The sequence below is a fragment of the Clostridium frigoris genome, from assembly GCF_018861865.1.
GTDB lineage: Bacteria > Bacillota > Clostridia > Clostridiales > Clostridiaceae > Clostridium_AD > Clostridium_AD frigoris.
Genome location: NZ_JAHLDV010000010.1, coordinates 17918 through 43357 on the forward strand (window position 1 = coordinate 17918; position 25440 = coordinate 43357).

Sequence of the window (25440 nt, forward strand, 5' to 3'; positions counted from 1 at the left end):
TTATCTCAACCTCCTCAAAAATTACAAAATTCCATTGGTGCATTTTCAAATGTTACCCCTGCATCTTCTGTATAAAATTCTTTTCTAAGAGTAATTATTGCATTATCTTTTAACCCAATAAGCCCTCCCATTTGTTCAAGTTTTCTTTTATCTGTTTCATATATATTTACCGAAAACTGCTGTGCTTTCCTTAAATACTGTTTTAATTCACCTAAACTACATTGACCATTTATAAGAGTTATAAGCTCCTCGCCTTCTTCATATGGAACAATCACGCCTGTTATATTTTGATCTATTACCTGAAAGTCCTTACCTGCAGTTTTAAATCCTTGTTTTAACATTAATTTTGATTTACAAGTATTTCTACTATTAAATGAATTACCACCCTCACTATTCGTTGATAATAAGTCATACATCGAATTATCATTGTCTGGCTTAGGTAATGTATAGTCCATCTCTGCACTTCTATTATAGTAATAGTACTTATAATATCTTTCCATAGTTTTTGGAGAAAGTAGATCATTATCAAAGATATTTGGATTTGCTTTAAATTCATCAAGAACTCTCTTTGTACATTCCTGCCCCTCTTTGATATCCACCAATTTGCTAACATTTTCTCCTTCAACATTAACTATATAAACATCACTACAAGAACTTTCCCCATGTCGATTGCATCTACCTGCTGCTTGGGCTATACTATCAAGTCCAGCAAGAGACCTCACCACACACCCAAATGAAATATTAACACCAGCTTCTATTAACTGAGTACTTATACAAATTATCCTCTGATGCCCCAACTTTTCTCTCATATCTTTTAAAATTTTCATTCTATGAGAAGGACACATATTAGTACTCAAGTGAAAAATTAAATATTGTTTTTCTTTAGGTAAATCAGCATTTGCTTTTTTCAACTCATTAAAAACATCTTTTGCAGCATTCTTAGTATTAAAAATTGCTAACACACTTGCTAGCTTGTCCTTAATTTCCGATGCACTATCTAACTTCTCCATAATTTCTAAAATAAACTCCTTTAATGTAGATACACTGTACCCCCCAACAATCCTTTTATCCACCAAATTTACACGTTTAAATTGTTTGAATTTCTCATGTATATCCGTAATTATATTAGCATTTTCGCTCAGCATTAAAGGCATTTTTGTTGTCGATAAAAGTGGTTGTGTAGCTGTACAAAGTATAATTGTCGCATTGCAGATATTTGCCAGGAAATTAATTGCACTGTTAAACATATTTATACACTTAATAGGTATCGCCTGAATTTCATCAAATATTATAATTGAATTTGCAAGATTATGCATTCGCCGAACTCCTTGCGTACCTCCACTAAATAAAGTATCAAGAAACTGCACCATTGTGGTAAGAACAATAGGACTATCCCATCTCTCTGTTAAAAGTTTATAATCCTCCTGCTGGTTATCCACAACAAGATTTGAATGATGTTCTAAAATTATATCATCACGGCACAAAATATCTTTTATGTCCTTAGCGTTTTGATCAATAATCGTAGTAAAAGGAATAATATAAAAAATTCTATCTTTATCAAATTTTTTTGCATGCCCTAATGCATACCTTAAACTTGAAAGGGTTTTCCCTCCTCCCGTTGGCACTGCAAGTTGATATATTCCTGGTTTATTTTCGGCAAAATTTTTACACGCTATCGAAACTTCTTCTCTCAATAAATCTATTTTAGTTAATTTAGGATAACTTTCTAGTTTAGTTTCTAACTTATCCACAAGTTCGTTCCATAAATCTAATTTATCAATACTCTTTTTCTGATCCTTACCCTCCATAAATGTATATGTGTCATATCTGTCTGCATCAATAACACAACTAAAAAGGTATTTTTCTAACATTCCAGCTGCGAAATGTCCAAATTTAGCAGATCCATCTATCTTGTTAATATTTATAAAAATATTTTCTATCTCATCTTTTGATTTATTGAACAAATCTTTAATGTGCTCAATTCCCGAATATTCCAACTTAAAATTACGTAGCGCCTCATCATACAAAATATCTTTATCCGTTTCCATCTTATTTGTAAATATATCAATGCCTTTTAAATCTAAACAATCTATAAGTCCACCATGATGGGAACAAATAGCCAATGAAATAAGCTGTGCTGTGAATTTTTGAAACATATCAGTTGTATTATAGAAATTATCATAAATAAATTTTGCACCTGCTGTAGAGTGATTTATTGTTCCCCTTAGAGATTTATCACTCGGATGTGATGAAGAATAATGTATATATTTATCAAATTTATTTGTTTCCTTTCCCATATCATGGAGAATACCAATTAATTCTCCTGTATTCTCAAGCGAAACTTTCGCACCATATTCCATGGACATTTTAGAAACATTATCCAAGTGTTCCTTAACACTTTGTTCCTTTAAAGTAATTGGATTAATGTGAGCGCATAACATATTGTCACTCCTTTATGAATTCTTATAATTTAATTTTGACAGTAACTCAACAATAAAATCATATTTTAACTTTCCTCAAAAATTTCTTATAAATTCGTATGTTAACATTTATTGGTTTAATTGTTATATTCAACAAAAACATACAAATACCTTCATTTTTATATAATTGTATTTGTTACTTTTACATATATTTTCACTATCCTTTGAAACTATATAAACATATATAAAAGTTCCATAAAACAAAAAGCCCCGCCTAAGGTGAAACACCTTAAGTGGAGCATATTAAAAAATTTATATATATTTCTCCGTTTCTTTACTCTCTTTAAGTTCATTAACTAAATGCTTAATCTCCTGATCCTTATTTTTATCCATTACGAGTATTACATCTCCCGCATCAACAATTATAAGGTCCTTTATTCCAAATCCAATTATAAGCCTGTCTTTACCAAATACTGAGCAGTTTTCGCTCTCTTCCATAAATGTATTACCCAAAACATTGTTACCTCGTAAATTGCTTAGGAATCTTGAAAGTGCTGCAAACGTTCCTATATCATCCCATACAAAATCACATTTTATAACAAAAGCCTTTCTGGTTTTCTGCATTATACCAAAATCAACTGATATCCCATCTATTTCATTATACTGTTCTTTTGTTACATTGCTTCCCTCATCAGTCTCTAAGGATTGATAGATGGTCATTAATCTTTTATACATCTTAGGTAAATACTTTTCCATTTCACGCAAGTACACATCTGCTCTCTTCATAAAAATGCGACGCATATCACGAGTATCATAGTTCAAATAAATTTATACAGTGAAGTGATGCAATGCTATATGTTATCACAGTTTAGCACCAAGTTGTTTGAGCTGAAAATTGATATAGAAGTTTCTAAAAATAAAATAGAAATCTTTAGTAACTCACTTATACTACAGGATTTTGATAATAATTACTTAAGATTTGATAAATTTATTAAATTTTGTGAATTTATAGAAGTCTCCCATTTACAATTATGCGACGAATATTATAGATTTATATTATCATCTTATGGAAAATTGTTGGTAAAGTACCGACAAAAAAATAATTTAACTCAAAAAAAGTGTGCAAAAATTCTAAAAATGAGCCCAGTTGATATATGTTCCTTTGAAAGAAGTCTTACGTACCCTACAAGAGCACAATATTTAAAACTTAAGGAGATATTGAAATAATATGCTAAATGAAAAAAACTATCCATTACATGAATATTACTTGTTACTAGATAAGACCACTAAGAACCCATTTAAGATAATACTGTACGGTAGAACGTATATGTTTATTGTAAATAAGAAATACTTTATAAGCCCCAAGAATGACTTTTTCAGCCTTAAAGAAAAGCTTTATATATTAACTTCATCATGCGACGTTATTTGGAAGCCTATCTCTATTCCCCAAATGTTTTATAGAATCATATTCAATAATGCGATATTCCCATCAAACTTAAATCTAAATATAATTAACGGTAAGGCTATACCGTACATCGAAGAAAGGAGTCTTTTAAATGTCTAAAACAAAAAATGAAAATTCTAAATCAATTGATGAAATATATATATATATAAACTTAATAGAAGGTTATCTTAAAGATTTAGAAAATAGATTGTCTGTACTAGAAGAAAATGAAAGATGTGATAATTACGATAAATAGTAAAAGAAAGGTTAGCATACTTAGAGCTAGCTAATCTCCGTAATAAACTTTAACATTTGGCTATGTTTAAACTGTTGTTAAAATTTAAGAATACATTACTTTTACCATCATATATATTTAATAACACTTTAGGATGGAGATGTTATTTATGAACTTCAAATCAATAACACTGGTACTAGAAATGCTTTTATTTGTTATTGGTGTGGCTGGATGTATAATGATGTTTATGCAAATGGTATTACCAACATCCATGTTAACAATAATTACAATGCTTTTAATTATTTGTAGCGCCTTCGAATTTATAAAAACTAAAAAACTGCGAAAGTTAGTATACCCTATAATTATAACTTATTTTTCTGTAGGAATGCCTATTATAGAAAAGCTTACAAATAATGAAGTTTTCTTTGTTGGCTTTGCTATATTAGGGTGTGTTATTACTATTATATTTGTATATAATGACTTAATAATAACCAACAAATAAAAATAACTACCACATTAAGAAAGATAATTAAGATTTGTTTTGTGATGCAGTCCCTTTTATGTTCAAAATTAACACTGTTTTTAAACATGACCTAATATTTATATACACAAAACAGTCTTTCCCATTATGAGAGGGGCTTTTTTGTGGTATGTATTAAATAATTTTATACATTATTAATAACGAAGATAATTTTTCTATAGAAATATATAATAAATCACTATTGCACTAAATATACTTACTATATATTACATTAGGGGCTAATTTGAAAACATTCAATTTATTTAGCAATATAGCTAACCAATAAGATGTAAATTGAAAGGAAGACCTTTTTAATGAACTGCTTAAACAAAATAATATATAACCAAGAAAATATAATACAAGACTTTCTAAGAGAATTTGGCACAAGGAATGTATTAAAAAATAATTCTATTACCTATTCTATAGGGCAAACAGATTTTCTTGCAGCAAAAGATTTGTATTATAAATTAAAAGGTAATCCTACATATGCTTATGAATATGAAAAAATGAAAACACATGATAGAAGATTTACTGAAAAAAGTTTACAAAATCGTGTTTTCATAGCATATTCAAGAGGTATCCCTTACACTGTAATGCTTTTAGATGAATTTTTTGATGCTATAGAACAATATACTGTAAATACTATAAATAGCATGTTAAATGAGCACTATGTGTACACATTAGAAGAGTTTGCAGCTATGTTATGTATAACTCCAAAATATATTACAAACAATTTTATGCAATATCTAGATTATATTAAACTATCTAATTTTGTTAGGTACGTAATTGAAGAAGAAATTGAAAATGGGAAAGAAAGAGTACACAATTTGCAAAAGGACCCTCTTTATTGGAGAAAACATATTTTTATCTCTAGAGCATCCATATTAAACTTTCTAGTTAAATATTTTAAATATACAGAAATTAGAATTAATACATCAATAGCCTTTAAACAGCCTGAATTAAGTATAATTTTATTGAGATACAGAACAAAACAAAGGTTAAAAAAAGAAATAGTAAATATCGTAAAAATAATAGAAAAAGATGTTAATAGAAATTTAAAACCTATAACACAAGAAGAAGCCTTAAGTATTATAGATGGAAGCCTAAAAATAGATAGCGGTAATACTATAAAAAAGTCTTTGAAAAATCACAGGGAAGAAAAATCGGACGTTACGAATAGTGAATATAAGTATGTAACCATTGAAGATACTCAGTTATATAATTTTTTAGGTATGCAATCATACACAAGATATCAATTACAAATAAGTGGATTAGCTAATAAAATGTTTATACGATATTGTCTTTCCAGTAATACAAAACAAGAAGGCAGAAGCTATATACGATTCAATATGAACAAAGAAGCTTATATCAATGTAACTAAAAATAGAACTATAGAAGATTTTTTGATAAATACATTTATAGTTTAGTATATTGACTAAACTTTAAAGTGCTACTCAAATTTCACTTATTAGATTTAGCTGCCCCCTAAAAAAGAATAGCTAATGTATAAGGTATTAAACTACTATTAAAGAACAAACCACAGGCTACGAACCTGTGGTTTGTTTGAATTCAATTTAATATGAATCGATGAAATATGTTTTAATTTTTGATTTCATTAATAGCCTTCAAGGGATAATAATTAGCGATGTAAAGAATACTATAAGAAAGCTATTTGGAGGATATTAATTATGAAGAAAAAAATAATTATGGTACTATTATTTGTAAGCCTTATATGTATCCAACTTCCATCATATAGTGTTTATGCTATTCCCAATAAACCACTTCCACACTCAAAGGTAGAATTATATCAAGATGTTTTTTGCTCTCTGCTTATGCCATATATACAAAAATCTGTTGGTGATTATTATACAAAATTTCTAACCGATGTACCAACTGTCGCCCCTTGGGATATTGATATTTTAAATGTTGAAAGACCTGATGGTTACCGTACATTCTTTTTTGTGATTAAAATACAAGTTAGACCATATGTCGGACCTCATCTTGATGTAGGCATTGACCGTATTACAATTACTGTGGATGGAATTGGTGAAGTAAAGGTAACTAAATTTGAACATATTAAAAGTTATTATTTAGAGTTACCTCCTAATTATCAAAATATCATTAAGAAAAATATTACAACTAATTATCAATCAAATATAACGAAATAATCTTATTTCCAAACTTTGTCGTTATCTGCTGTACTTATTTAAAATTATAGTTTGCGTATATACCTTATCCCATCACCTCTTACTGTGACTAAATGGCGTTCCAATATAGAAATTATTTTATTAGTTTAGTAAATATACTAAACTCAATAACTTACTAAATATCATTTTCCATTGTCATATAATTGAAAAACGGTCGGCAATCGAGTGGTTGTGGTATACCACAACCACTCGATTGCCGACGATTTCTTTGTTTTTTAATGAATTATTTTAAACTTTGAAACAGCAGAAAAAATATTATAAAAAATTAGTTTAGTAATTAGACTAAAGATTTATATCGTACTTTTACGATTAATAAATACTTTTAGAAACATGTGACAGACACCCAAATTTAAAATTATGTTACATAACTCTATAAATTGGATTTGACACCATCACATTCTAACCATAATTTTTACAACCTTTTTTAATACAGACATCCTTAGAACTCATATAAGTATGTTAGCTGAATTCCATTTATCGGATGGTACTTAACATACTCTCCAATAAGATTACGACATTTATCACCGAGCAACTGCTGTACCATTCTATCAGATGTAAATACACCAGAATCAATTTTTACTCTTACTATTTTGTCAGCATCCGTTATAGTTATCTTTCCAGCAACAACAACAACCTTTTCGTAGAAATCAGATTTGTTATTCCAAACGAAAATCTCACATCGGTCAGGTAAAGTTGTTTCAATAATTATATTACCTCCTTCTTTTTTTACATCAAAGCTTACATATAACTCTTTTCCTTGCTCGGGTAATTTTCTTTGCATGCTTGGTGGAAGGGGTGGAATTTCTCCCATTCTGATTTGCCTCCTATTATAATACCAAGTATGGCTTTCATCACAAGTAAAAAACCTCTGACTACGTGTAAATCCTAAAAAGCTCACTAACTTTGATTCTTCTCTAGTAAGCTCTGGAATCTCTACGCCTCTATCTTTAAATATTTTGTTATCCACTTTTTGAAATTTCCAGATTGCATCAAGCAACCCTATATCAAAATATTGAGCTGCATCTATAAATATTAAATCATCTCCATGAAAATACCCATACTTATCAGTATATTCATCTCCATATTTTTGAATAAAATCATAAACCTTTTTATCATCATCATAGCTTAATTCAGAATGAAGAACAACCTTTTCAAGTAAGCCAGTTGCACTTGGAGGAATTTGCACAAAATGTTTGGTAAAAACATTTTGTCGTACTCGTGTAAATAAAGTATCAACATCTATATTTGGTGTTAAAATCTCATCGCAAATTGCTTCGGTAAACCAACTTAACCCATTTGTAGCCATTGATGTACTTTTAAACATCGTACCATAAGCTATATAAACATTTTCTGTATAAGTCATTTCAGAATAATAACCCCTTGATAATCCAAAATCATTTCGGCAAGAATCCAATATCAAAACCAATTTGCCTTTATCCTTGAATACAGATATAATATCCTCTATGTTAATGCTTGCATCATCTATATCGTTAGTCATATTATATCGTACTGCAAAATCAGAAGGATAGATGTAATTCTTGCCATTACAATGACCCCCATGTCCAGAAAAATATACTATATGTATAGCATCATTAGGACAATTCTCAACACTTTTTTGTAAAGTTAAGAGATATTCATTTTTACAAATATTCTCTTTTTTTGTTACATTGAAGCCAATCTGATTTAATCTTTTTTCAATTGCTAATATATCATACTTAACACCTTGTAAATCTAATTTAGGCTTTGGATAGCTTGGTGAATTAAGATACTCACCAGCTGAAAAAACTACAGCTCTTTTCTGCATTAATTATATACCCCCTATAAAGTTATAAATAACCTACAAATTGCTACTAAATAAATATTGTTAGTTGTCATCCACCTTTTAAGTATCTCATTATTTTACAATCGATACATAACATGTTTAATTATACTATTATTATCCTAAATTTAAAATAAAAAATGAATGTAGTGTTATAGAAAATTCTGATGTATATCCCATAAGAATAAAATCACTCTGCGTTTATTTATGGTGTTAAATCATTTTTATTTTTCACTTATATGATAATATGCATTTAAATATCTAACTTAGTGAATTATCTACACTCATAAATTTACTTAACAAAAAACAAAAGCCCCTAGGTAACCCTCTGAGCTTCAAACCATTGTTAAATTTCATAAATACTACTTCACTGCTTCTTCTAAAGAAGCTATCTCCAAATATAATCCCTAACGCTCTTAAATGCAAAGCTTGATTTATACCATTTATAATTCTACACTTACATAAAAATTAGAATTCACAAAACATCCTATACATTACTATTTGAATAAATTAAATATTAATAAAACTTTATAATTGCTTAGATAGTCCAATATAGCTAACATACCTAAAATCATTATAAACCAGGTAATTGATAATGCCTTAATTCCATTTTTGAAATCTGTTTTGGTTTTTTCTAAATCCAAAGTTTTATTTAAAATTTCATTTAATTCGTATTCATCTAAAATATCTCCATAGCTTTCTTTGATTTTACTTATTCTACCTATGTACCGTAGATACTTACTATAAGTTTCAATTATATTTATTACTGAAAATACAAATGAACCCAATATTATAAATGAAGTTATTGTTGTTATATCTTTAGTAAAAATATTATTGAATTTTTTATTAGAAAATGCATTTGAAACTACAATTCCTATTATATATGTTAATATTGCAACCATATTTTTCTTTATACTTGTAAAATATGTCGATACTTCATTATTAATCTTTTCAATTATATCAAGTAAAAATGTAGTATATTCCTTTTTAGTTTGTAGGTATTTATCTACACTTGATTTTAAATATAACTCATAATTAGCTTTGATTGATGAAAACGTTCTACCATCTATATCTAAAATATCACTATACTTACAATGCAAACTTATAATATTTTTTGCCAATTGCATCTTATCACATGAATTTCCACCAGAATAAATCCAAATATAAATTTTATATAACTCCACGTGATTAGTTTTATATTCATAAGTGTTTAAATTAATTGTTTTTTCTATACTACGGTAACCATTCATTTTAATTATTAAGGAGCTCTCGTCTAAATCTGCATAATCAGAAATATAAACATAGGAAAGTATAATTTTCAATTTATTAAAAATGTTATTTAGTGCATTATTACCATTACTAGTCTTCAAATCAAAGTCCTCAGGAACAAGAGTTATGATATTTACCTTGGAAAAATTCGTATTCTGTCTAATTTGACTCAATCTTACCACTCTATCAAAGACTTGCATTGGATATTGAGATATCGTACTTGGTATAAACTGAATCGTATCTGTACAATATATTGCTTGAACATCATAACATCTAAACACGATATTTTTATTATTAATTTTTTTTAAAAATAAATGCGAAAGCTTCTAATTGCTGAAATAAATTTAATTTACCAAGCCACAGAAGAAATTCATCAAAATCATATACAGATATTGAGTTATTATCTACATTCTTTATTATTACAATTTTCAGTGTATATTCATCATCACCTATAATTTCTTTTCTATCCTTAAAATCTTCTAAGAATTTATCAATATCTGTTTCTTTTGATAATATTAAAACATCATCATATTCAAATTCTATAGAAATAAAAAACTGGTCTGCACTATATATTAATTCATTAAATTGTAAAATTGATTCCTTAGATATTATAATAATATTGGTTGATAATGTAACTTGAACTTTTGATAAATTTTCTTCATATTTAAATGTCTTAGCTTTAAAAGTATTTCGAATTGTATCAATAAATCCCATACATTACCTCCTTTCTATTACATACTTGCACTTAATTATACTCGATTAAACTTCGGGAATGTCTTTATTACTTCATTATCATTGGTTTGTACTTTTAAATATGTAGTGCCATCAGCTTCATTTTCAATAGAAATACAGCGCATTTCATCTGGCATATAATCTTTTATTATCAACTCTATCCCCGTATTAAGTTGGAATGACTTATTAATAGTTCTGGCTTTAATAGCATTTGGAACACAATTAAATTGCCTATCAAATCCTCTTATTTCTGGAAGTATGTTTAAGCTTTCAATCAAACTCTTTTTTATTTCATCATTAATATTCTCTGGAACTGAGTTTATAAATACTTGTTTCATAAGCTCTTCATAATCAATTCTTTCATGACTTTTGACATAACCTAATAGATGATTTCTGTATACTAAATAATCATACCTACTTTTCTTATAGACAATTTTTTTTAGCTCATGGTCCATTGCTGCAAATAGTTTAGTTGTATTTTTATCATCTTGCCTTACAGGCATAATTTCAAGAAAAGAGTCATGCCAATAATTTGCTTTATTATCTAAGAATATTCTTATCGTATTAATGTTTAGAACTTGTTCCTCATCCAATTCAAAGGAAATTAAACACGATTTAAAAAATCTATTTTTATCAACTGAAAAACCAGTTTTCAAATTAAAAGTTTCATCTTCAAAAAAGTCTTTATGTTCAATTTTAGTTAATAAATATAAATACTTATTTTCCACTTCATCATATAATACAGCACAGCATTACGAGTATAAATTTCAGAAGTTTCAATACGTTTTCCAGTCTTTCTAAATATGTTATCCTGCATAATATCAAACACAGACGTAATAATATTATGTCTTATAGGGTGCCTAGAATCAAACGGCTCATTTAATACATCTTTCCATCTATCTGGCTCTGAATCACCTATAATCCATATTGGAAAATTTATGTTTCCTGTATCCCTATCCATAAAATACCCCCCATTACTTATTGCCTATCTTATTTATATATTACGAGCCTTAAGTTTTGTTATGGCTTCAGTACCCCCAAATAAACCCTTAATTAATTCATTCTCTATGTAATGCTATTTTATTTTTGATATTCTAACCAAATCATATTATTCATCTTAACTTATTTTTATTACAGTTTCCATTAGAACACCCATTGCAATGATTTTACTATACTATCATTCCCACTTTCAGTAAGCTTTCGAAACTCAATATACTCTTTAATATTCTCCTTGTTTGTCACAGTTTGGCTCGCATTATCCAACAGTCTATTTTTACATCAATGTAAAAATAAACTCTCATGGGGTATTTGTGAAGGCTTGACTGAGCTTACTACTAACAATTTCAAAACTCATAAACCTATTACTTACATCACATAACTATTAACTCTTTTTTATAATTACCCTATCTGTCTATTCTCCAAAACACTTTAATATTATTTAATTAATTTGAAAATAGGGTACTCGCAAAAGACTTTACCCTCTCCTTCTGAAAGATTATCAAAGTAATATTCGAAATCACTTTTATTTTCCAACAAAATACTAATTCCACATTGTATTTGTATGTTTTCCGCTGATGCTCTTTTAATTTCCATGAGTTTAAGTTTTTCTTCTTTATTTAACTTTCGTAAGCGTTTTATTATTTGATATTTATTGATTTTATATATATAGGAATTGCTATCATATTCTTCTAACCATTCACATAATTTAAGAGAGGTCTCTAAACAATTAGTAAAATCATTATTCAAATCATATGCTTTTATTAATTCTAAAATTTGATAATTGACTACCCCTGCATTATCATTATTTAATACAATACTTTTTACAGATTCCTCAACAATTTTCAAGTCTAAATTGCTAGACTTAATTATATCAGTTGATTTTAACTGACTGTAAAAACTACAAATAATCTCTTTTCTGTCTTCTCCTATCGGATAACACAATGTGTACTGTTTATAAATAGAGCTAAAGTAATCTTCTATGCTTATAATTTTATCTTTATCAATCAAGATAAATGTTAATATGTTTATATTGCCAATCTTCACAATTGATAACCCAGGTTTCATTTTAGATTTTATTTTTTTGTTATAGAGGACAATATCAATTAAATAATTTATATTGCCATAGTCTCCATCACTAAAATCATCCATATTTAATTCTTCACTAATATGAAAAAAATTCATTAAATTTGCTACATCGTTTAAATATTTTAGATGATTACAAATAGTATTACTATAATCTTTTGATAATTTAAGATTTGAAATTTTAATACCACCTATAGTAAAGTAGTTTTTTAAAACTACATTTTTCAAGAATGTTGCGTCATATAATCTTTCTTTTAAATTGCCTAATGTTTTATATTTTAATTCTCCTCTATCAATATCAAACCTAAAATTTTTACCAAAACTAATTATATTATTCTTTTTAGAATTTATAACCTCATAACTATCAAAATACTTAATTGAATCAATAAAAATCTCTTTCTCCATTTTATGATAAATTGTTTCAACCTCTATTTTAGTTATGGGTATTGGTAATGCATTCTTGTCCTCATAACCATAAAGATATATCTCATTATTAAGCATATAATCATTAAATGGAGTGCCATCTGGAAATACACTAAATGATACACTGTTAAAATTATTTATATCTCTGGAGTATTTATATGTACTATATTGGAGTTCCCTATTATGTAAAAAGCTATTGCAAATACTTTCTAACATCTTAGCCTTAGATGTATTTAGAACTTTAAGCGTCGCAGTTATGCTGTTTCTATTTTTTTTTACTTTTTTAATAAGTTCATTTAAATCAACTGGTAGTAAACTATTATAAAATATTTTTACATCACATACATCAATGATTTGTACAACAAAGAATAATACTCCACCATCTATTAGAAAATTTTTTAAATCAGAAACGTTAAAAGAAAATGATATTGTATTACCACTAAATTTCTTAACGGCTGTGCCTTTTACTTGTACAGGTATTTTTCCTTTCATATTATTCTTTTTAGTAACAGAAGATTTATACATCAAAATATTTCCATCCCAAGATGGTGTTTTATCATTTTCATCAATAAGTGGTTCTAATATACGACTTTGAAGTATAGCATCTTTAACCCTACCTACAGCTATTTGTTCAGTTCTATTATTAAGCATAATAACCACCTCTATTTTAAATTTAGGCAATTGGGTAATTAACCTCAAACGTTTAAATTCACGTAAAAATAATAAATCATAATTATTGATAAATTTATATACTTTAATTTTCTCTATTTTATAACACATCCCATTATCTATAAAACTGCAAAAAACAATCATTATACCGTAGTTACCTGACGCAATCATATTAGTGTGCACAAATTCTGATAGAAGTTTAATAAGTCAATTTAGCTTCCATCTTTTATTAGAATGGAATTGAACTTTGTTTTTCACATTCATTTTCTATTATTTTAGGATTCTTATTATAGAATGAAATAAGTTGTTTAGCATATTCTGGCTTAAATCCAAATAATCTAACATTTCCCTCACTCGTCATCTCAGTTTCATCTAATAGCTCTAAATCAATGAAGTGATTTATAATATCAACATAAACTTCGGTTAAATCACCTTCAACATAAGTGAAATCTGACTCTGCCCATTCTCCAAATTTTTTGGTACCTTTTTCCCTTTGCCATGCCCATTCAAATTTATATCTTCTTTTATCTAACATATACTTCAAAAATATACATTCATTTATATTAAGCTGTCCAGTAATTATTAATTCTTTTACATAATCTTCTTTTAAAGTTGTGGATGTCACTACTTTATCTTTATCAATCACATCGCAACTAATCTCCATATCACTATTACTTTTTAATATTATATCCTTTGCATAATTAATAACCTTTAATGTTTCATTGGAAAACAAACTTAAAATGCCTATAATATCCTCTTCTTTAAAAAAAGTTGCCAACCTATCATTTGTGGTGAAGATACCTCTAAGTAATTCCTTGTAATTCTTATTTTGTATCCCGATGGTTTTTATATTCTTATCAAAAGCATATGCAATTCCCATCTCTACTTGGCATGGAATACTCCTATAAAAATTATCGGATAACATTGCTAATATATAATCGCTATCTTTTATTTCTGTTTTTATAGTTTCGTAAAAATTTTCGCCAAACCTAATAGAATTCATATGAGCTTTTGATGAATAAAATATTTTGCAGCCTAATCTTTCCAATGCTTTTATAAATTCATTAATTAACAAACTATCTAAATTTGAATGACTTATGAAAACTTTCATGATTTACACCTCTTCATGTTCCTTTTTTAGTTTTTAAATAAATTCCAATCTTTTTTTATTTAACTTCGTATTGGTACTTCTCTAACCTCTCTTTACTCAACTTAAGTTCTTCTTTTGTAAAGAGCACCTTATATTCATCTGTTAGAAGCAAAGCTTCTATTGATAAATCAAGTCTTCCTAATTGCCAAAGTTTTAAAAACCCTTCTGTTCCACCCTCTTTTGATACTAATTCTTTAGCAGTTATAATTCCGCCTTTTTCACTAAGTATTTGTAAAAATCTTGTAGCTCTATACCCACATTCTTTATCTGCTTTCCTATAAATATTAGTCATATCTTTATTGAATTTTCTTTCTAAATCATTCATATCGCCTACACCCCAGTATAATTTATTTTGCCTGCACAATTTATAGATAAATTCGTATTCCATATAATTGCACATATCTATTTATATAGATGTCATCTTTCTACTAAAATTATTTTTTCAAATTGACTATATGATAATGACCTTTCTCAATAAATTCACCTTATAATATAAGTTTAAATATATCGTATAATTACAATCTATTCGCTAAGAATAATGCGTAATAAAATTATATTTATTTTATTGAGTTAATACTTCGCTCATAAAATCCGTTACTAACCTTGTTGTATCATCGTTTATACGGACAATATATAACTGTAAAAAGTATATAACTTGTCCTATCAACAAAAAAATATAGCCCTCACATTTTGTTTGAAAAATAAGAAGACTGTAAACTAACTTTAATCTCTACCGAGCAACTCATTTTTAGCTACATCAATTTCACTTGTCAAATTATCTTCAACCGATTCAATTTTTTCATATATTGAAAGTATATCTTGTCGGACTTCACTAATATTGTTTGATAGTTCGTCATATTCATCATTAGAAGGTATTTTATCGTTTATATGCTCAACAATATCTCTAACTTCTCTTATTTGATTTATATATTTATCCTCTTTATAAAATTCGTATTCTAATTTTTTTCCGTAAATACGTTCTATTGCTTTGATATTCAAGTCTATCTTTTTTCTATAAGAACGATATAGCTTTATGATTTTTTTCATTAATAATTCCAGTTCATTTATTTCATTTTGTAGTTCTGAATATAATTGGAGGATATACGCTTCCATATTCTCCTGTTCATCCTTATTTAATTCACAATATTTACAACACCATTCTTTTGCTACAAAGAGTATATTATTTATATGTGGGTAGTTTACTTTTGTTGTAATTGATTTTTCACTAATATAGTTCATTATGCTACTGTTCAGTTTATTTAATAAACAACTATACTTTTGGGTAAATTCATCTTCAATATCTAACTCACGGTTTTTAAATTTAAAGCCTTTTTCTGGAACATATGGTTTTACTTTTCCCATTCCATCTGTTCTGCTGGTAAAGACTTTAAAGGAAATAATATTCATTTTTACATCCTCTTCAGAATAATTTTCCAAGTTCATGTTCTTAAATATAGCTTTTAATCTTGACAGAACTAAATAACAATCTTTTTTATCATAGAACTTTTCCTGGATTTCATTTCCCATATAATTCATATATATGCCTAAAGCGAATAGGAACAAAGCATACAAAGTACTAATAATAAATGTATCACTTTTATCCCTCAGATTTAAATACCAATCCACACTACAAAAAGTAATACCTATAACTATCACAATAATAACTTTTTTATATATCTTCTCCCAAATATTAAAGACATTGAACTTCATTTTTCGCACCCCTTAATCATTTGGATACCAGTTTTTCTAAATAAATAACATCATCTTTTGGTCCGTTATCTCTTACAATAGTGAATTAAGCGTAGATATATAATTGATTCACTATTTAATAAATTTTCAAATTAGCCTATCTTTAAATTATACTCATAATCTTAATATAAAGTTATCCAATATACCTGTGTAATCCCATTGTTATTTACTGTAGTCTTTACAGACGTAACATTATTTTTATCGCAAGTAATTAAAATTTAAACTGAGTATTAGCTACTATAATTTAGTATTAAATCTATCTCTTGGTTAGGAGCTTCGATTATCACTTTTTCATTATTTACCCAAAATATAACAATCCCAAGTTTGCTTAATACATGTTTTACTTTTTCTACATGTTCTATGGAGTTTTTCTCTAAAGGTAAAGCTATTCCTACTATATAATTATCCTCGCCTTGATGTCGTGTAATTAAATCCATAGCAGTATAAATTGCTACCGAAGTATGTACTAATGCTTGGCTTTTAGTAAAAGGTTGCCCGTATTTAGGCGTACCTTTCTTTGAACTTGTAGCCCCTTTCGCCTCTATTAATAATCTATAATTACCTTTCTTTAGTACAATGTCAATTCCAGTTTGGCTTGTATTACATTTGCTTATTAGTTCAAAATTAAGGCACTCAAGTTTTAAAATAACCAATCTAATTACTTCATTTTCTGTTATTAGTCTTTCATATGTCTCCATCTTATCACCTCAACATTCCATATTCTACATATTAAGGTAAATTTCCTTTAATTTTTAATAAAATAATAACAGACGTTACTTATACTACTGTTATCTAATTTAATAAAGATTTGTACACCTTGAGTTAATGTACCTTATTTTATAGCCAATTATTAAGCGTACCCTATAAAAATTATTAGAGATGCTCTCTTGTTGGGCAAAGTCGCATTCTACTTTTATATCCTTACCCTTTATTTTAACGTCTTCCTTTACATAGCCTTTAATTAAAGTTTTGAACTGAACAGTAAGTCCCCTTACTTTTATTTTTTTGCATCATATGCCTTAATTAAATTATGATTTCTATTAAATTTTACTCAGTTAAATTTTACTCAGTTAAATGAGCAATTTACTTCTTTATAACATGTGTTACATTTCAAAATTAACATATCACAATAATTTTATATTGTAAGAAATTGTTATTATTTCTTGCCTATTACTTTATTCCAGAGAAGAAGCATTAAAGTATCAAGCAATGTACCCTTTATTTAGAAAATATATAATTAATAAAAATAAAATAAAAAAAGAGAACACCCATCATCTGGAGATTCTCCCTCATTATTATTTACAATTAATTATAATATTTTTGTCTTTTGAACAGTTATTTTTTACCCTATATCCAATTCGTCTATATTAATATCATTTAAAACTTCTTTTAATTTATTTAATTCTACTTTACTAATTGTAATCCCTTTTCGCATTTTAATATGTTCTTCATCCCAATCTCTAATATCAATTTTCGGCTTTCTATCATTCCAGCTTACTATATTTATCTCCCTTTTCCAGCCCTTACCATCATCAGACAAAACTCCAATGTTTTTAATAATATCAAACTTAATTTCAGACATTTATATCTCTCCTTTATCTAACTTATAAATCCATCCTAACACCATAATTTTTTAACCATTCTTTCCTTATCTCATAGTCAGGCATTACAGAAGCTACAAGCTCCCAAAACTCCTTTGAATGATTCTTATGATACATATGGCACATCTCATGGACTATTATATAATCCAGAGCATTTGCTTTTGCCATTATACATCTCCAATTGAATAATAGTTCATTTTTAGATGTACAGCTTCCCCATCTCTTCTTTTGTTCTTTAACTTTTATAGCCGTAGGAACGATATTAAAGAACCTCTGATAGTATTTAACCTTTAACAATATCATCTCTTTGGCTCTTCCTCTGTACCACACTTCCATGGCTTTTCTAATATCATCTTCACTCTTATTTGGAGCTGTAACAATAAATTTACCTCTAAATAATTTTACCTTAGTGTTTTTTATGTTTAAATCTAATTCTATTTGCAGCGAGTAGTTCCGACCTAAATACATAAAGGATTCACCATTAACAAATTCTCTATTAATATGGACAAAATGCATATGCTTATAAGAATAAATTTGTTGTATAATCCAATTTGCTTTACATTTTACCTTTTCAACTACTCTTTCTTCTGATGTCCCAATAGGAGCAGTTACAGTAATAATGTTGGGCGGTTCTACTGCAATTTCCATCGTCTTTCTATTTTTATACTCTACATTAAATGCTATGTTTTTTGTTCCATACTTAAATGAAAGCTTCATACGACACCTCATTTATTAGGTTTAAGGTGAGCCTATGCCTTAACTCTAATTTCTAATTTATATTGTACTAACTCTTAAATGACTGGAAAATGCTTCTTAGCTAAATTTAATAATGGCTGAACCATCTGCTTTCTTACACCGAACTTAATTTGTTTGAAATAATTCTTGTTTAGTGTCATAAAAATTTCTCTTTCAACGTCTGATGTTTTGGAATTGTTAGTGACCCAATCCACACAATAGTTTTCTTGGATAATTTGTGATATATCCTTTGCTATTTCTTTAGATAACTCAATTATATCTTGGCTAATATAGGTTTCACTCTCCTCAAAAAATTTACTCCCTTCTGCCTCATTATCTTCTAAAATATACTTTTTCACGACTTCAAAGAAAGCAAATTCCTTTTCATCTAAGCCTAAGCTTTCAGACTGTGATTTTGTACCTTTTTCAACATCTCTCTCAATAAATTCTTCAAGCTTCTTTTTTCTCTCTATCCAATTATTCGTAGTTTCATCAAGTATTTTTTGAAGTTTCTGTAAAAGGCTCGTGAAGAATACAGGATTGTCATCCATTTTTACACTTATAGCATGTTTTACAGCATGCTCCATGGCTGATGCTTGTGCTTCGTCTGATTTTAAGGTGTTAATTTTACTTTTAAAGTCATTTTCAAATAAAGTTATTGGCTCTATCCATTGGAAAACACCAAGAGATTTCAGATGTTTTTCAATTATTTCCCTTACCTTTTCTCCACAATCACTTATATCTAGTTCCTCTTGTGGACTATATTTTGCTTTAGCTCCTGCCCTAATATATCCAAGCCACTTCACGTCATTTATAATATCCGTTCCAACATGTGATGGCAATAGTGATTCTACCGTTCCTGAAAAACGTTTGTATCCTATTTCAAATTCTGCTCTCTTGTCCTGTGGTTCTAACACATTAATAAGTTCATCAAGATTATTTTTATCTTTTCCCTTGAACATATTTATAATGTCTTCTCTATAGGAAAGCATTTCTTTATACAATTCATTCATAGGCTGCATAGGTTGACCTAAGTCTTGCTTATCAAATATGGCTAAAGCTTCCTCTAAATAGTCCGAAACGCCATAATAGTCGACAACATACCCGCACTGCTTTATTATGATATCTTTTTTAATGTTTCCACCTTCAACTTCACGCGTAATATCTGTGGTGCAAGTTCTGTTTACTCTAGCAATAGCTTGTAGTAAATTATGCTCTTTTAATGGTCTATCAAGATACATAACCTGCTCTATGGGTGCGTCAAAACCAGTTAAAAGCATATCCTTTACAATAATAAAACAAAGCTTATCTTTTTCTATAGGCTTCTTAAAATTATCTATAATTTTTTCCTGCTCTGCTTTTGTAGTAAAATGTTCCTTTAAATAAGTTTCTTCATTTAAGTTACCAGAGAAAATAACTTTACACTCTAATTCTTGTCCTATAATTTCATTCATATGTTCCTTTATAGCATTATAATATTTAACACAAGCCGCTCTACTTACACAAACAATTTGTGCTTTGAATCCATTAGGCAATATATTATCTTTATAATGTTTAAGTATATCTATTGCAATATCCTTAATCCTGTCATCCGCTTCAATTATTGTTTTTTTATTGGCGTATTTTTGCTTTATAGCTTCTCTTTCTTCATCACTTTTCTCTTTAAAAGCTTCATCAAATAAATCATCCAAGGTTTCACCTTTAATATGAAGTTCAGGTCTTCTTCCCTCATACACTATCTTAACAGTAGCGCCATCATCCACAGCTTCCTTAATCCCGTACTTATCAATATATCCACCAAATGTTTGAGGTGTGGACTTGTCCTCTTTATCAATAGGTGTTCCAGTAAACCCTATAAAAGTGGCATTAGGTAACGCTGTACGCATGTTTGATGCTGTATCCTTATACTGGCTCCTATGTGCTTCATCTGTCAGTACAATTACATTAGACTTTACTGTTAATACATGATAAGGAAGACTAAACTGTTTCTTAACCTTATTTCCATTTTCTATAACTTCTCTTTCCTCAATTTCACTTTCAAATTTCTGAATAGTAGTCATAATAATCTTTGGTTGAGCATCAGCTAAAAGTTTTTTCATTACTGAAATTTTACCTGCTCTTTCTGGTGTAGTAATTTTTGATAGAGTTCTTATAAAAGTATTAAATATCTGCTTATCTAAATCAATTCTATCTGTTACCACTACTATAGTAGCATCAGAAAGCTCTTTAGTTCTCTTTATCTTCCTCGCTAACATTACCATCGTCAGCGACTTTCCTGAACCTTGTGTATGCCAGATAACTCCTCCTCTTGATAAGGAATCCTTTCCATTATTCAACCTGCTAATTGCTTTGTTAACTGCTCTAAACTGTTGATATCTAGCTATTTTTTTAACTATAACTCCATTATCAGTCTCAAACAATAAAAAGTTTCTCATAACATCAAGAAGATTATTCTTTTCAAGCAAGCCCTGGATAAATAAATTTTGCGCATTTTCCTTCAACCCTTGAACCTTATCCTTTGCAAACGGATAAGTGTCCTTCCACTCCAAATAATGAGTATACTGAGAGCTAATTGTTCCAGCATATGCATGGTACTTATTCATTATTCCCGTAAAGAAATTTGTAAAAAATAGCCTTGGATTACCCTCTGAAAAATCAGTGTCTCTCTCATTCATATATCTTCTAAGTTGCTTAAAGGCTTCTTTTTTGCCTATATTTTCATTCTTTGTTTTTTCTAAAAATGGGGATTTACATTCAAGAACAACTACTGGAATACCATTAACAAATATAACTATGTCAGGATATATTGATTTCCCTAAAGAAGTTTTAACCTCAAACTGGCGTGTAACTAGAAAGTTATTATTATCCACATTACCCCAATCAATAAAATGCACTGTCTGGTGCTTTTTATGACCATCTCCATATATATCTTGTTCAACTGTATAATTTAAATCTACAATATCATCATAAAGCTTTTCATTTATCTCTAATAGACTTGTCCCCAAATTCTCAGGTCTACTTAAATATCTAATGGTTTTATTAATATTACCTTCATCCATCCACGGATTTAATTTTATTAAAGCTTTTTCAAGCCTTCTTACAAGGATTACTTCTGTTAAAGAATCTCTTTCTCCTTTTTCTGGGACAAGCTCTTTGCCATGAATAAAATCATATTTCAAGTAATCTGTTAAGTATTTTATTGCAGGAAGCTCTACGAGAGTTTCCTCATTGCCCAAATCGCCCACAATTCTCCCCCTCTTATCTTTATACTATATTCTTTAATTTATTATCTCATATCCAATTTTTCATTAGACCTTAACCCTAATCTTCCCTGTCAAAAGATTCTGCATAAGTCCTTTTTTAAGTTCTTGAAGCTTTTCTTTTTTAGTTTTATATTGTTTTAACTTTAAATCTAATGTTGATAAAAAATTAGATATTTCAACTTGCTCTTTATACGATGGTAAAACAACATAAATATCTTTTGTTTCACTTGGACTAACCCTTTTTCGGCTTCCTGTAGTACCTTTTTCTCTTAATAATAATTCATTCTGAAAAATATCTGAAAAAAAATATTGGAAATAAAAATCTATGTATATTTTTTCCTTACTAATTGCATTATAATTTATAAACTCAGTTGAACAAATTTGTATCTTCCCGCAAATGTAATTTACCTTCCATACTCTTTTTTTTCTTGGATTAAGCTTAGAAACTAATATAGAATCTTTTTCAATAACAAATTTATTACTTCTAATTTCTTCACCATTTTGCAGAACTGGATTTCCTGTTTCATCAAAGGCTGGAATGCTATAATGTAGAAATAAGGCATTGTGTTCATATGGATTTATAGATTTATTATTAATTGTAAAAAGTGTACCTAATCTTCTAACTTCCCATGCCTCTGGTATCCTACCAATCTCCGTATCCTTAAATTTATCATGTCCAATTCCTTTTGTAAGAATCCTCTGCATAAGCCCTTTTTTAAGTTCCTTTGTTTTTTCTATAAGTTTATCAGTGTTTTCTATTTTTTCGTCTACTGATAATAGTATTGAAAATATTTTTTGTTGCTCTTTTAACGATGGCATTGCTATTATTAAGTTTTTTAAATTATCTCCACTTATATTAGGAAATGTAGACCCTTCACAAAAGCTCAAAATTGAATCAATATTAAAAATCATTGTTTGATAAATGAAATCAGTTTGTGAATATTTTTCTTTTCCTCTAATTGAGGCTAACCCCCTGCCAATACAATATTTATCATCTGCTATATTCATCCTACCTGTTGAACTTCCTCTTACACAAAACAATATATCTTTGTTTGAACATAACTTTGTAGGCTTTATAGTCCATTGTTTTGCAATTGGATACTTACTTGTAAATTCTGTTGGTCCATTTAATAATGCTATTCCTTCTCCAATGCTATTATAAGAGCTTCCTATTGGTGATTGACCCATAGTAATTTCTGATATTCCTCCTAACTTAGCTACTTCCCAATTTTCTGGTATCTCCCCTAACTCCGTCATCTTATATCCTTCTTTAACCTTATTCACTATCTCTGACACCTCAATTTTATGTAATTTTCAAAACTAACCAAATAAGTAAAGTATTAATTAAATAATAAAGTATTTTCCCGCCTATGCTTCCGAACCATATATCATTTGCTCTACCATATCTAAAAACTTCACCAACAATTCTAAATGTTATTATTGATACTGGAACTCCAATTACCGCAGATTTAAATTCAGTTGTTGACCATAATATCTTAAATATCAATAAAAATCCATTTATTAAAGAATCATATATCATCCTACCCATACTAATTCCCTTCATCTGTCTCCATAAAAACCTACATTATTAATTTTATTCTATTTCCTCAAATCCCAATTCTTTTAAATACCCATTCAGCCTTAATCCAATCTCTTTTTCCTTAATTCCTAACTCATTAATTTCCTCGATAACCGCTTTAATATCTATCTCTTCCTCTTCTTCACTTGTATCAACGTATCTACTAATGTTAAGGTTATAACCGTTTTCCTTTATAGCTTCTATATCTACTACATTTGCATATTTTTCTACATCTATATATTCATCGAAAGCTGTAACTATTTTGTTTATATCTTCATCTCGCACTTTATTCTTATTTCCGTCCTTAACAAAGTTGTTACTTCCATCTATAAATAAAACCTTATTTCTTCTATCTTCTTGTTTATTCTTATTTATCACGAGTATAGCCGCAGGAATACTAGTACCATAAAATATATTTTGTGGAAGTCCAATTACAGCTTCAACTAAATCATCTTTAAGAAAACCTTCTCTTATTTTCCCTTCTGACCCACCTCTAAACAATACTCCATGAGGGACTACCGAAGCCATTTTACCTCTTACATTTAAACTTGCTATCATATGGCAAACAAAAGCTAAATCTCCATATGATTTTGGTGGTATTCCATATGGAAATCTATGAAACTGGTCAGCACTTGCTTCTTCCAAACCCCAGTTGCTTAACGAAAAAGGAGGATTTGCTAAAACTTTATCATAGGTCTTCAAAACTCCTCCCTCTGTATGTTTAGGTTCCCTTATCGTATCTCCTTTTTGAATGTCTGCACCCTTTGCTCCATGAAACAACATATTCATCTTGCAAATAGCCCAAGTAGAAAGGTTAATTTCTTGTCCAAACAAAGATATGTTCTTATAATTTCCACCTTGATTCTTAATATATTGTAATGATTGAATGAGCATTCCGCCTGACCCAGCTGTAGGGTCGTAAATTCTCTCGCCTTCTTGTGGTTTTAACACATTTACCATTATTCTTACTATTTCTGTTGGGGTATAAAATTCTCCACCCTTTTTTCCACCTTCATCTGCAAATTGTTTTATTAAATATTGGTAAGCATCCCCCAATATATCCTCTGATGCAAGATTAGAGTTTGCAAGGTTAATAGTATCAAGTACCAATAGTAGTTGTGAAAGCTTCTTGTCAGGAACCCTTTCTTTATCATTATAATTAGCTGTAGTAAGGACTCCAATAAGCTCTGCATTTTTAGGTTCATCTTCTAATGCTTTAAAAGCCTTATCAAGTTCTGGTCCCACATTTAAATTCAAATTCTTCAACCTAGCCCATCTTGCAGTTTCAGGCACATAAAAAGTTTCATATATAGCGCTATCGTTTAACAGCATCTCTACTTCTTCCGTAACCATTCCCTGCTCAACAAATTCCTTATATCTATGTCCTCTTTCTTCATCAAATTCATCATTTAATCTCTTCAAAAATAGCAATCCAAATATGTAATCTTTATATTCCGCTGCCGATAATTCGCCTCTTAAAATATCTGCACAGGACCACAATACGCCCTCTAAATTTTGTAATGTCAATTTCTCCATAATTCTA

Annotated in this window: 21 protein-coding genes and 1 pseudogene; 4 read left to right on the top strand and 18 right to left on the bottom strand. The window is 28.7% G+C overall.

What is annotated here, in order from left to right; genetic code table 11:
- Nucleotides 1–14 precede the first annotated feature (14 nt).
- Complete coding sequence (cas3, locus tag KPL37_RS06975; protein WP_216147091.1) at nt 15–2441, bottom strand: CRISPR-associated helicase Cas3'; 2427 nt, start codon at nt 2439–2441, stop codon at nt 15–17.
- A gap of 291 nt (nt 2442–2732) precedes the next feature.
- Nucleotides 2733–3212 (bottom strand): annotated as a pseudogene (locus tag KPL37_RS06980) (mannose-1-phosphate guanylyltransferase); the annotation flags it as partial.
- A gap of 764 nt (nt 3213–3976) precedes the next feature.
- Here KPL37_RS06980 and KPL37_RS06985 point away from each other — a divergent pair.
- From KPL37_RS06985 to KPL37_RS07000, 4 genes are all read left to right on the top strand, one after another.
- Nucleotides 3977–4120, top strand: a complete 144-nt coding sequence (locus tag KPL37_RS06985; RefSeq protein WP_216147097.1) for a hypothetical protein — start codon at nt 3977–3979, stop codon at nt 4118–4120.
- A gap of 148 nt (nt 4121–4268) precedes the next feature.
- Complete coding sequence (locus KPL37_RS06990; protein WP_216147101.1) at nt 4269–4601, top strand: hypothetical protein; 333 nt, start codon at nt 4269–4271, stop codon at nt 4599–4601.
- Nucleotides 4602–4933: 332 nt separating this feature from the next.
- The gene (locus tag KPL37_RS06995) at nt 4934–6046 is read left to right on the top strand and encodes a hypothetical protein (RefSeq protein WP_216147104.1); all 1113 of its coding nucleotides are present in this window, start codon (nt 4934–4936) and stop codon (nt 6044–6046) included.
- Between the two features lie 261 nt (nt 6047–6307).
- Nucleotides 6308–6787 (top strand): DUF3888 domain-containing protein, encoded by a 480-nt coding sequence (locus KPL37_RS07000; protein WP_216147108.1) that lies wholly within the window; start codon nt 6308–6310, stop codon nt 6785–6787.
- Nucleotides 6788–7265: 478 nt separating this feature from the next.
- Here the strand turns inward: KPL37_RS07000 and KPL37_RS07005 are convergent, their stop codons facing one another.
- The 16 genes from KPL37_RS07005 to KPL37_RS07080 all read right to left on the bottom strand — a co-directional run bounded on the left by KPL37_RS07005 (nt 7266) and on the right by KPL37_RS07080 (nt 25433).
- Nucleotides 7266–8630, bottom strand: coding sequence for a caspase family protein (locus tag KPL37_RS07005; RefSeq protein WP_216147111.1), 1365 nt, complete (start codon nt 8628–8630; stop codon nt 7266–7268).
- A 512-nt stretch (nt 8631–9142) separates the two neighbouring features.
- Nucleotides 9143–10195, bottom strand: a complete 1053-nt coding sequence (locus tag KPL37_RS07010) for a hypothetical protein (RefSeq protein WP_216147114.1) — start codon at nt 10193–10195, stop codon at nt 9143–9145.
- A 13-nt stretch (nt 10196–10208) separates the two neighbouring features.
- A complete protein-coding gene (locus KPL37_RS07015; RefSeq protein ID WP_216147117.1) occupies nt 10209–10628 on the bottom strand; it encodes a hypothetical protein in 420 nt (139 codons plus the stop codon).
- Nucleotides 10629–10663: 35 nt separating this feature from the next.
- A complete protein-coding gene (locus KPL37_RS07020; protein WP_216147119.1) occupies nt 10664–11374 on the bottom strand; it encodes a hypothetical protein in 711 nt (236 codons plus the stop codon).
- Complete coding sequence (locus tag KPL37_RS07025; RefSeq protein ID WP_216147122.1) at nt 11347–11607, bottom strand: hypothetical protein; 261 nt, start codon at nt 11605–11607, stop codon at nt 11347–11349. Before KPL37_RS07025 ends, KPL37_RS07020 begins: the two co-directional genes overlap by 28 nt.
- 473 nt (nt 11608–12080) lie before the next feature.
- Nucleotides 12081–13802 (bottom strand): hypothetical protein, encoded by a 1722-nt coding sequence (locus KPL37_RS07030; RefSeq protein WP_216147125.1) that lies wholly within the window; start codon nt 13800–13802, stop codon nt 12081–12083.
- A gap of 247 nt (nt 13803–14049) precedes the next feature.
- On the bottom strand, nt 14050–14931 hold the full coding sequence (locus KPL37_RS07035) for a toll/interleukin-1 receptor domain-containing protein (RefSeq protein WP_216147128.1): 882 nt from the start codon (nt 14929–14931) through the stop codon (nt 14050–14052).
- 55 nt (nt 14932–14986) lie between these two features.
- A complete protein-coding gene (locus tag KPL37_RS07040; protein ID WP_216147131.1) occupies nt 14987–15295 on the bottom strand; it encodes a hypothetical protein in 309 nt (102 codons plus the stop codon).
- A gap of 398 nt (nt 15296–15693) precedes the next feature.
- Nucleotides 15694–16680 (bottom strand): hypothetical protein, encoded by a 987-nt coding sequence (locus tag KPL37_RS07045; RefSeq protein ID WP_216147134.1) that lies wholly within the window; start codon nt 16678–16680, stop codon nt 15694–15696.
- 269 nt (nt 16681–16949) lie between these two features.
- The gene (locus tag KPL37_RS07050) at nt 16950–17417 is read right to left on the bottom strand and encodes a hypothetical protein (protein WP_216147137.1); all 468 of its coding nucleotides are present in this window, start codon (nt 17415–17417) and stop codon (nt 16950–16952) included.
- Nucleotides 17418–18061: 644 nt separating this feature from the next.
- Entirely contained in the window at nt 18062–18301 is a 240-nt protein-coding gene (locus KPL37_RS07055) for a YdbC family protein (RefSeq protein WP_216147140.1), read from the bottom strand.
- Nucleotides 18302–18323: 22 nt separating this feature from the next.
- Complete coding sequence (locus KPL37_RS07060; protein ID WP_216147143.1) at nt 18324–19037, bottom strand: M48 family metallopeptidase; 714 nt, start codon at nt 19035–19037, stop codon at nt 18324–18326.
- Nucleotides 19038–19111: 74 nt separating this feature from the next.
- Nucleotides 19112–22300: a type I restriction endonuclease subunit R gene (locus KPL37_RS07065; RefSeq protein ID WP_216147146.1), complete on the bottom strand. Its 3189-nt coding sequence runs from the start codon at nt 22298–22300 to the stop codon at nt 19112–19114.
- 63 nt (nt 22301–22363) lie between these two features.
- A complete protein-coding gene (locus KPL37_RS07070) occupies nt 22364–23602 on the bottom strand; it encodes a restriction endonuclease subunit S (RefSeq protein ID WP_216147148.1) in 1239 nt (412 codons plus the stop codon).
- 19 nt (nt 23603–23621) lie between these two features.
- Nucleotides 23622–23882 (bottom strand): hypothetical protein, encoded by a 261-nt coding sequence (locus KPL37_RS07075; protein WP_216147151.1) that lies wholly within the window; start codon nt 23880–23882, stop codon nt 23622–23624.
- A gap of 30 nt (nt 23883–23912) precedes the next feature.
- A complete protein-coding gene (locus tag KPL37_RS07080) occupies nt 23913–25433 on the bottom strand; it encodes a type I restriction-modification system subunit M (protein WP_216147154.1) in 1521 nt (506 codons plus the stop codon).
- Between the last annotated feature and the right edge of the window lie 7 nt (nt 25434–25440).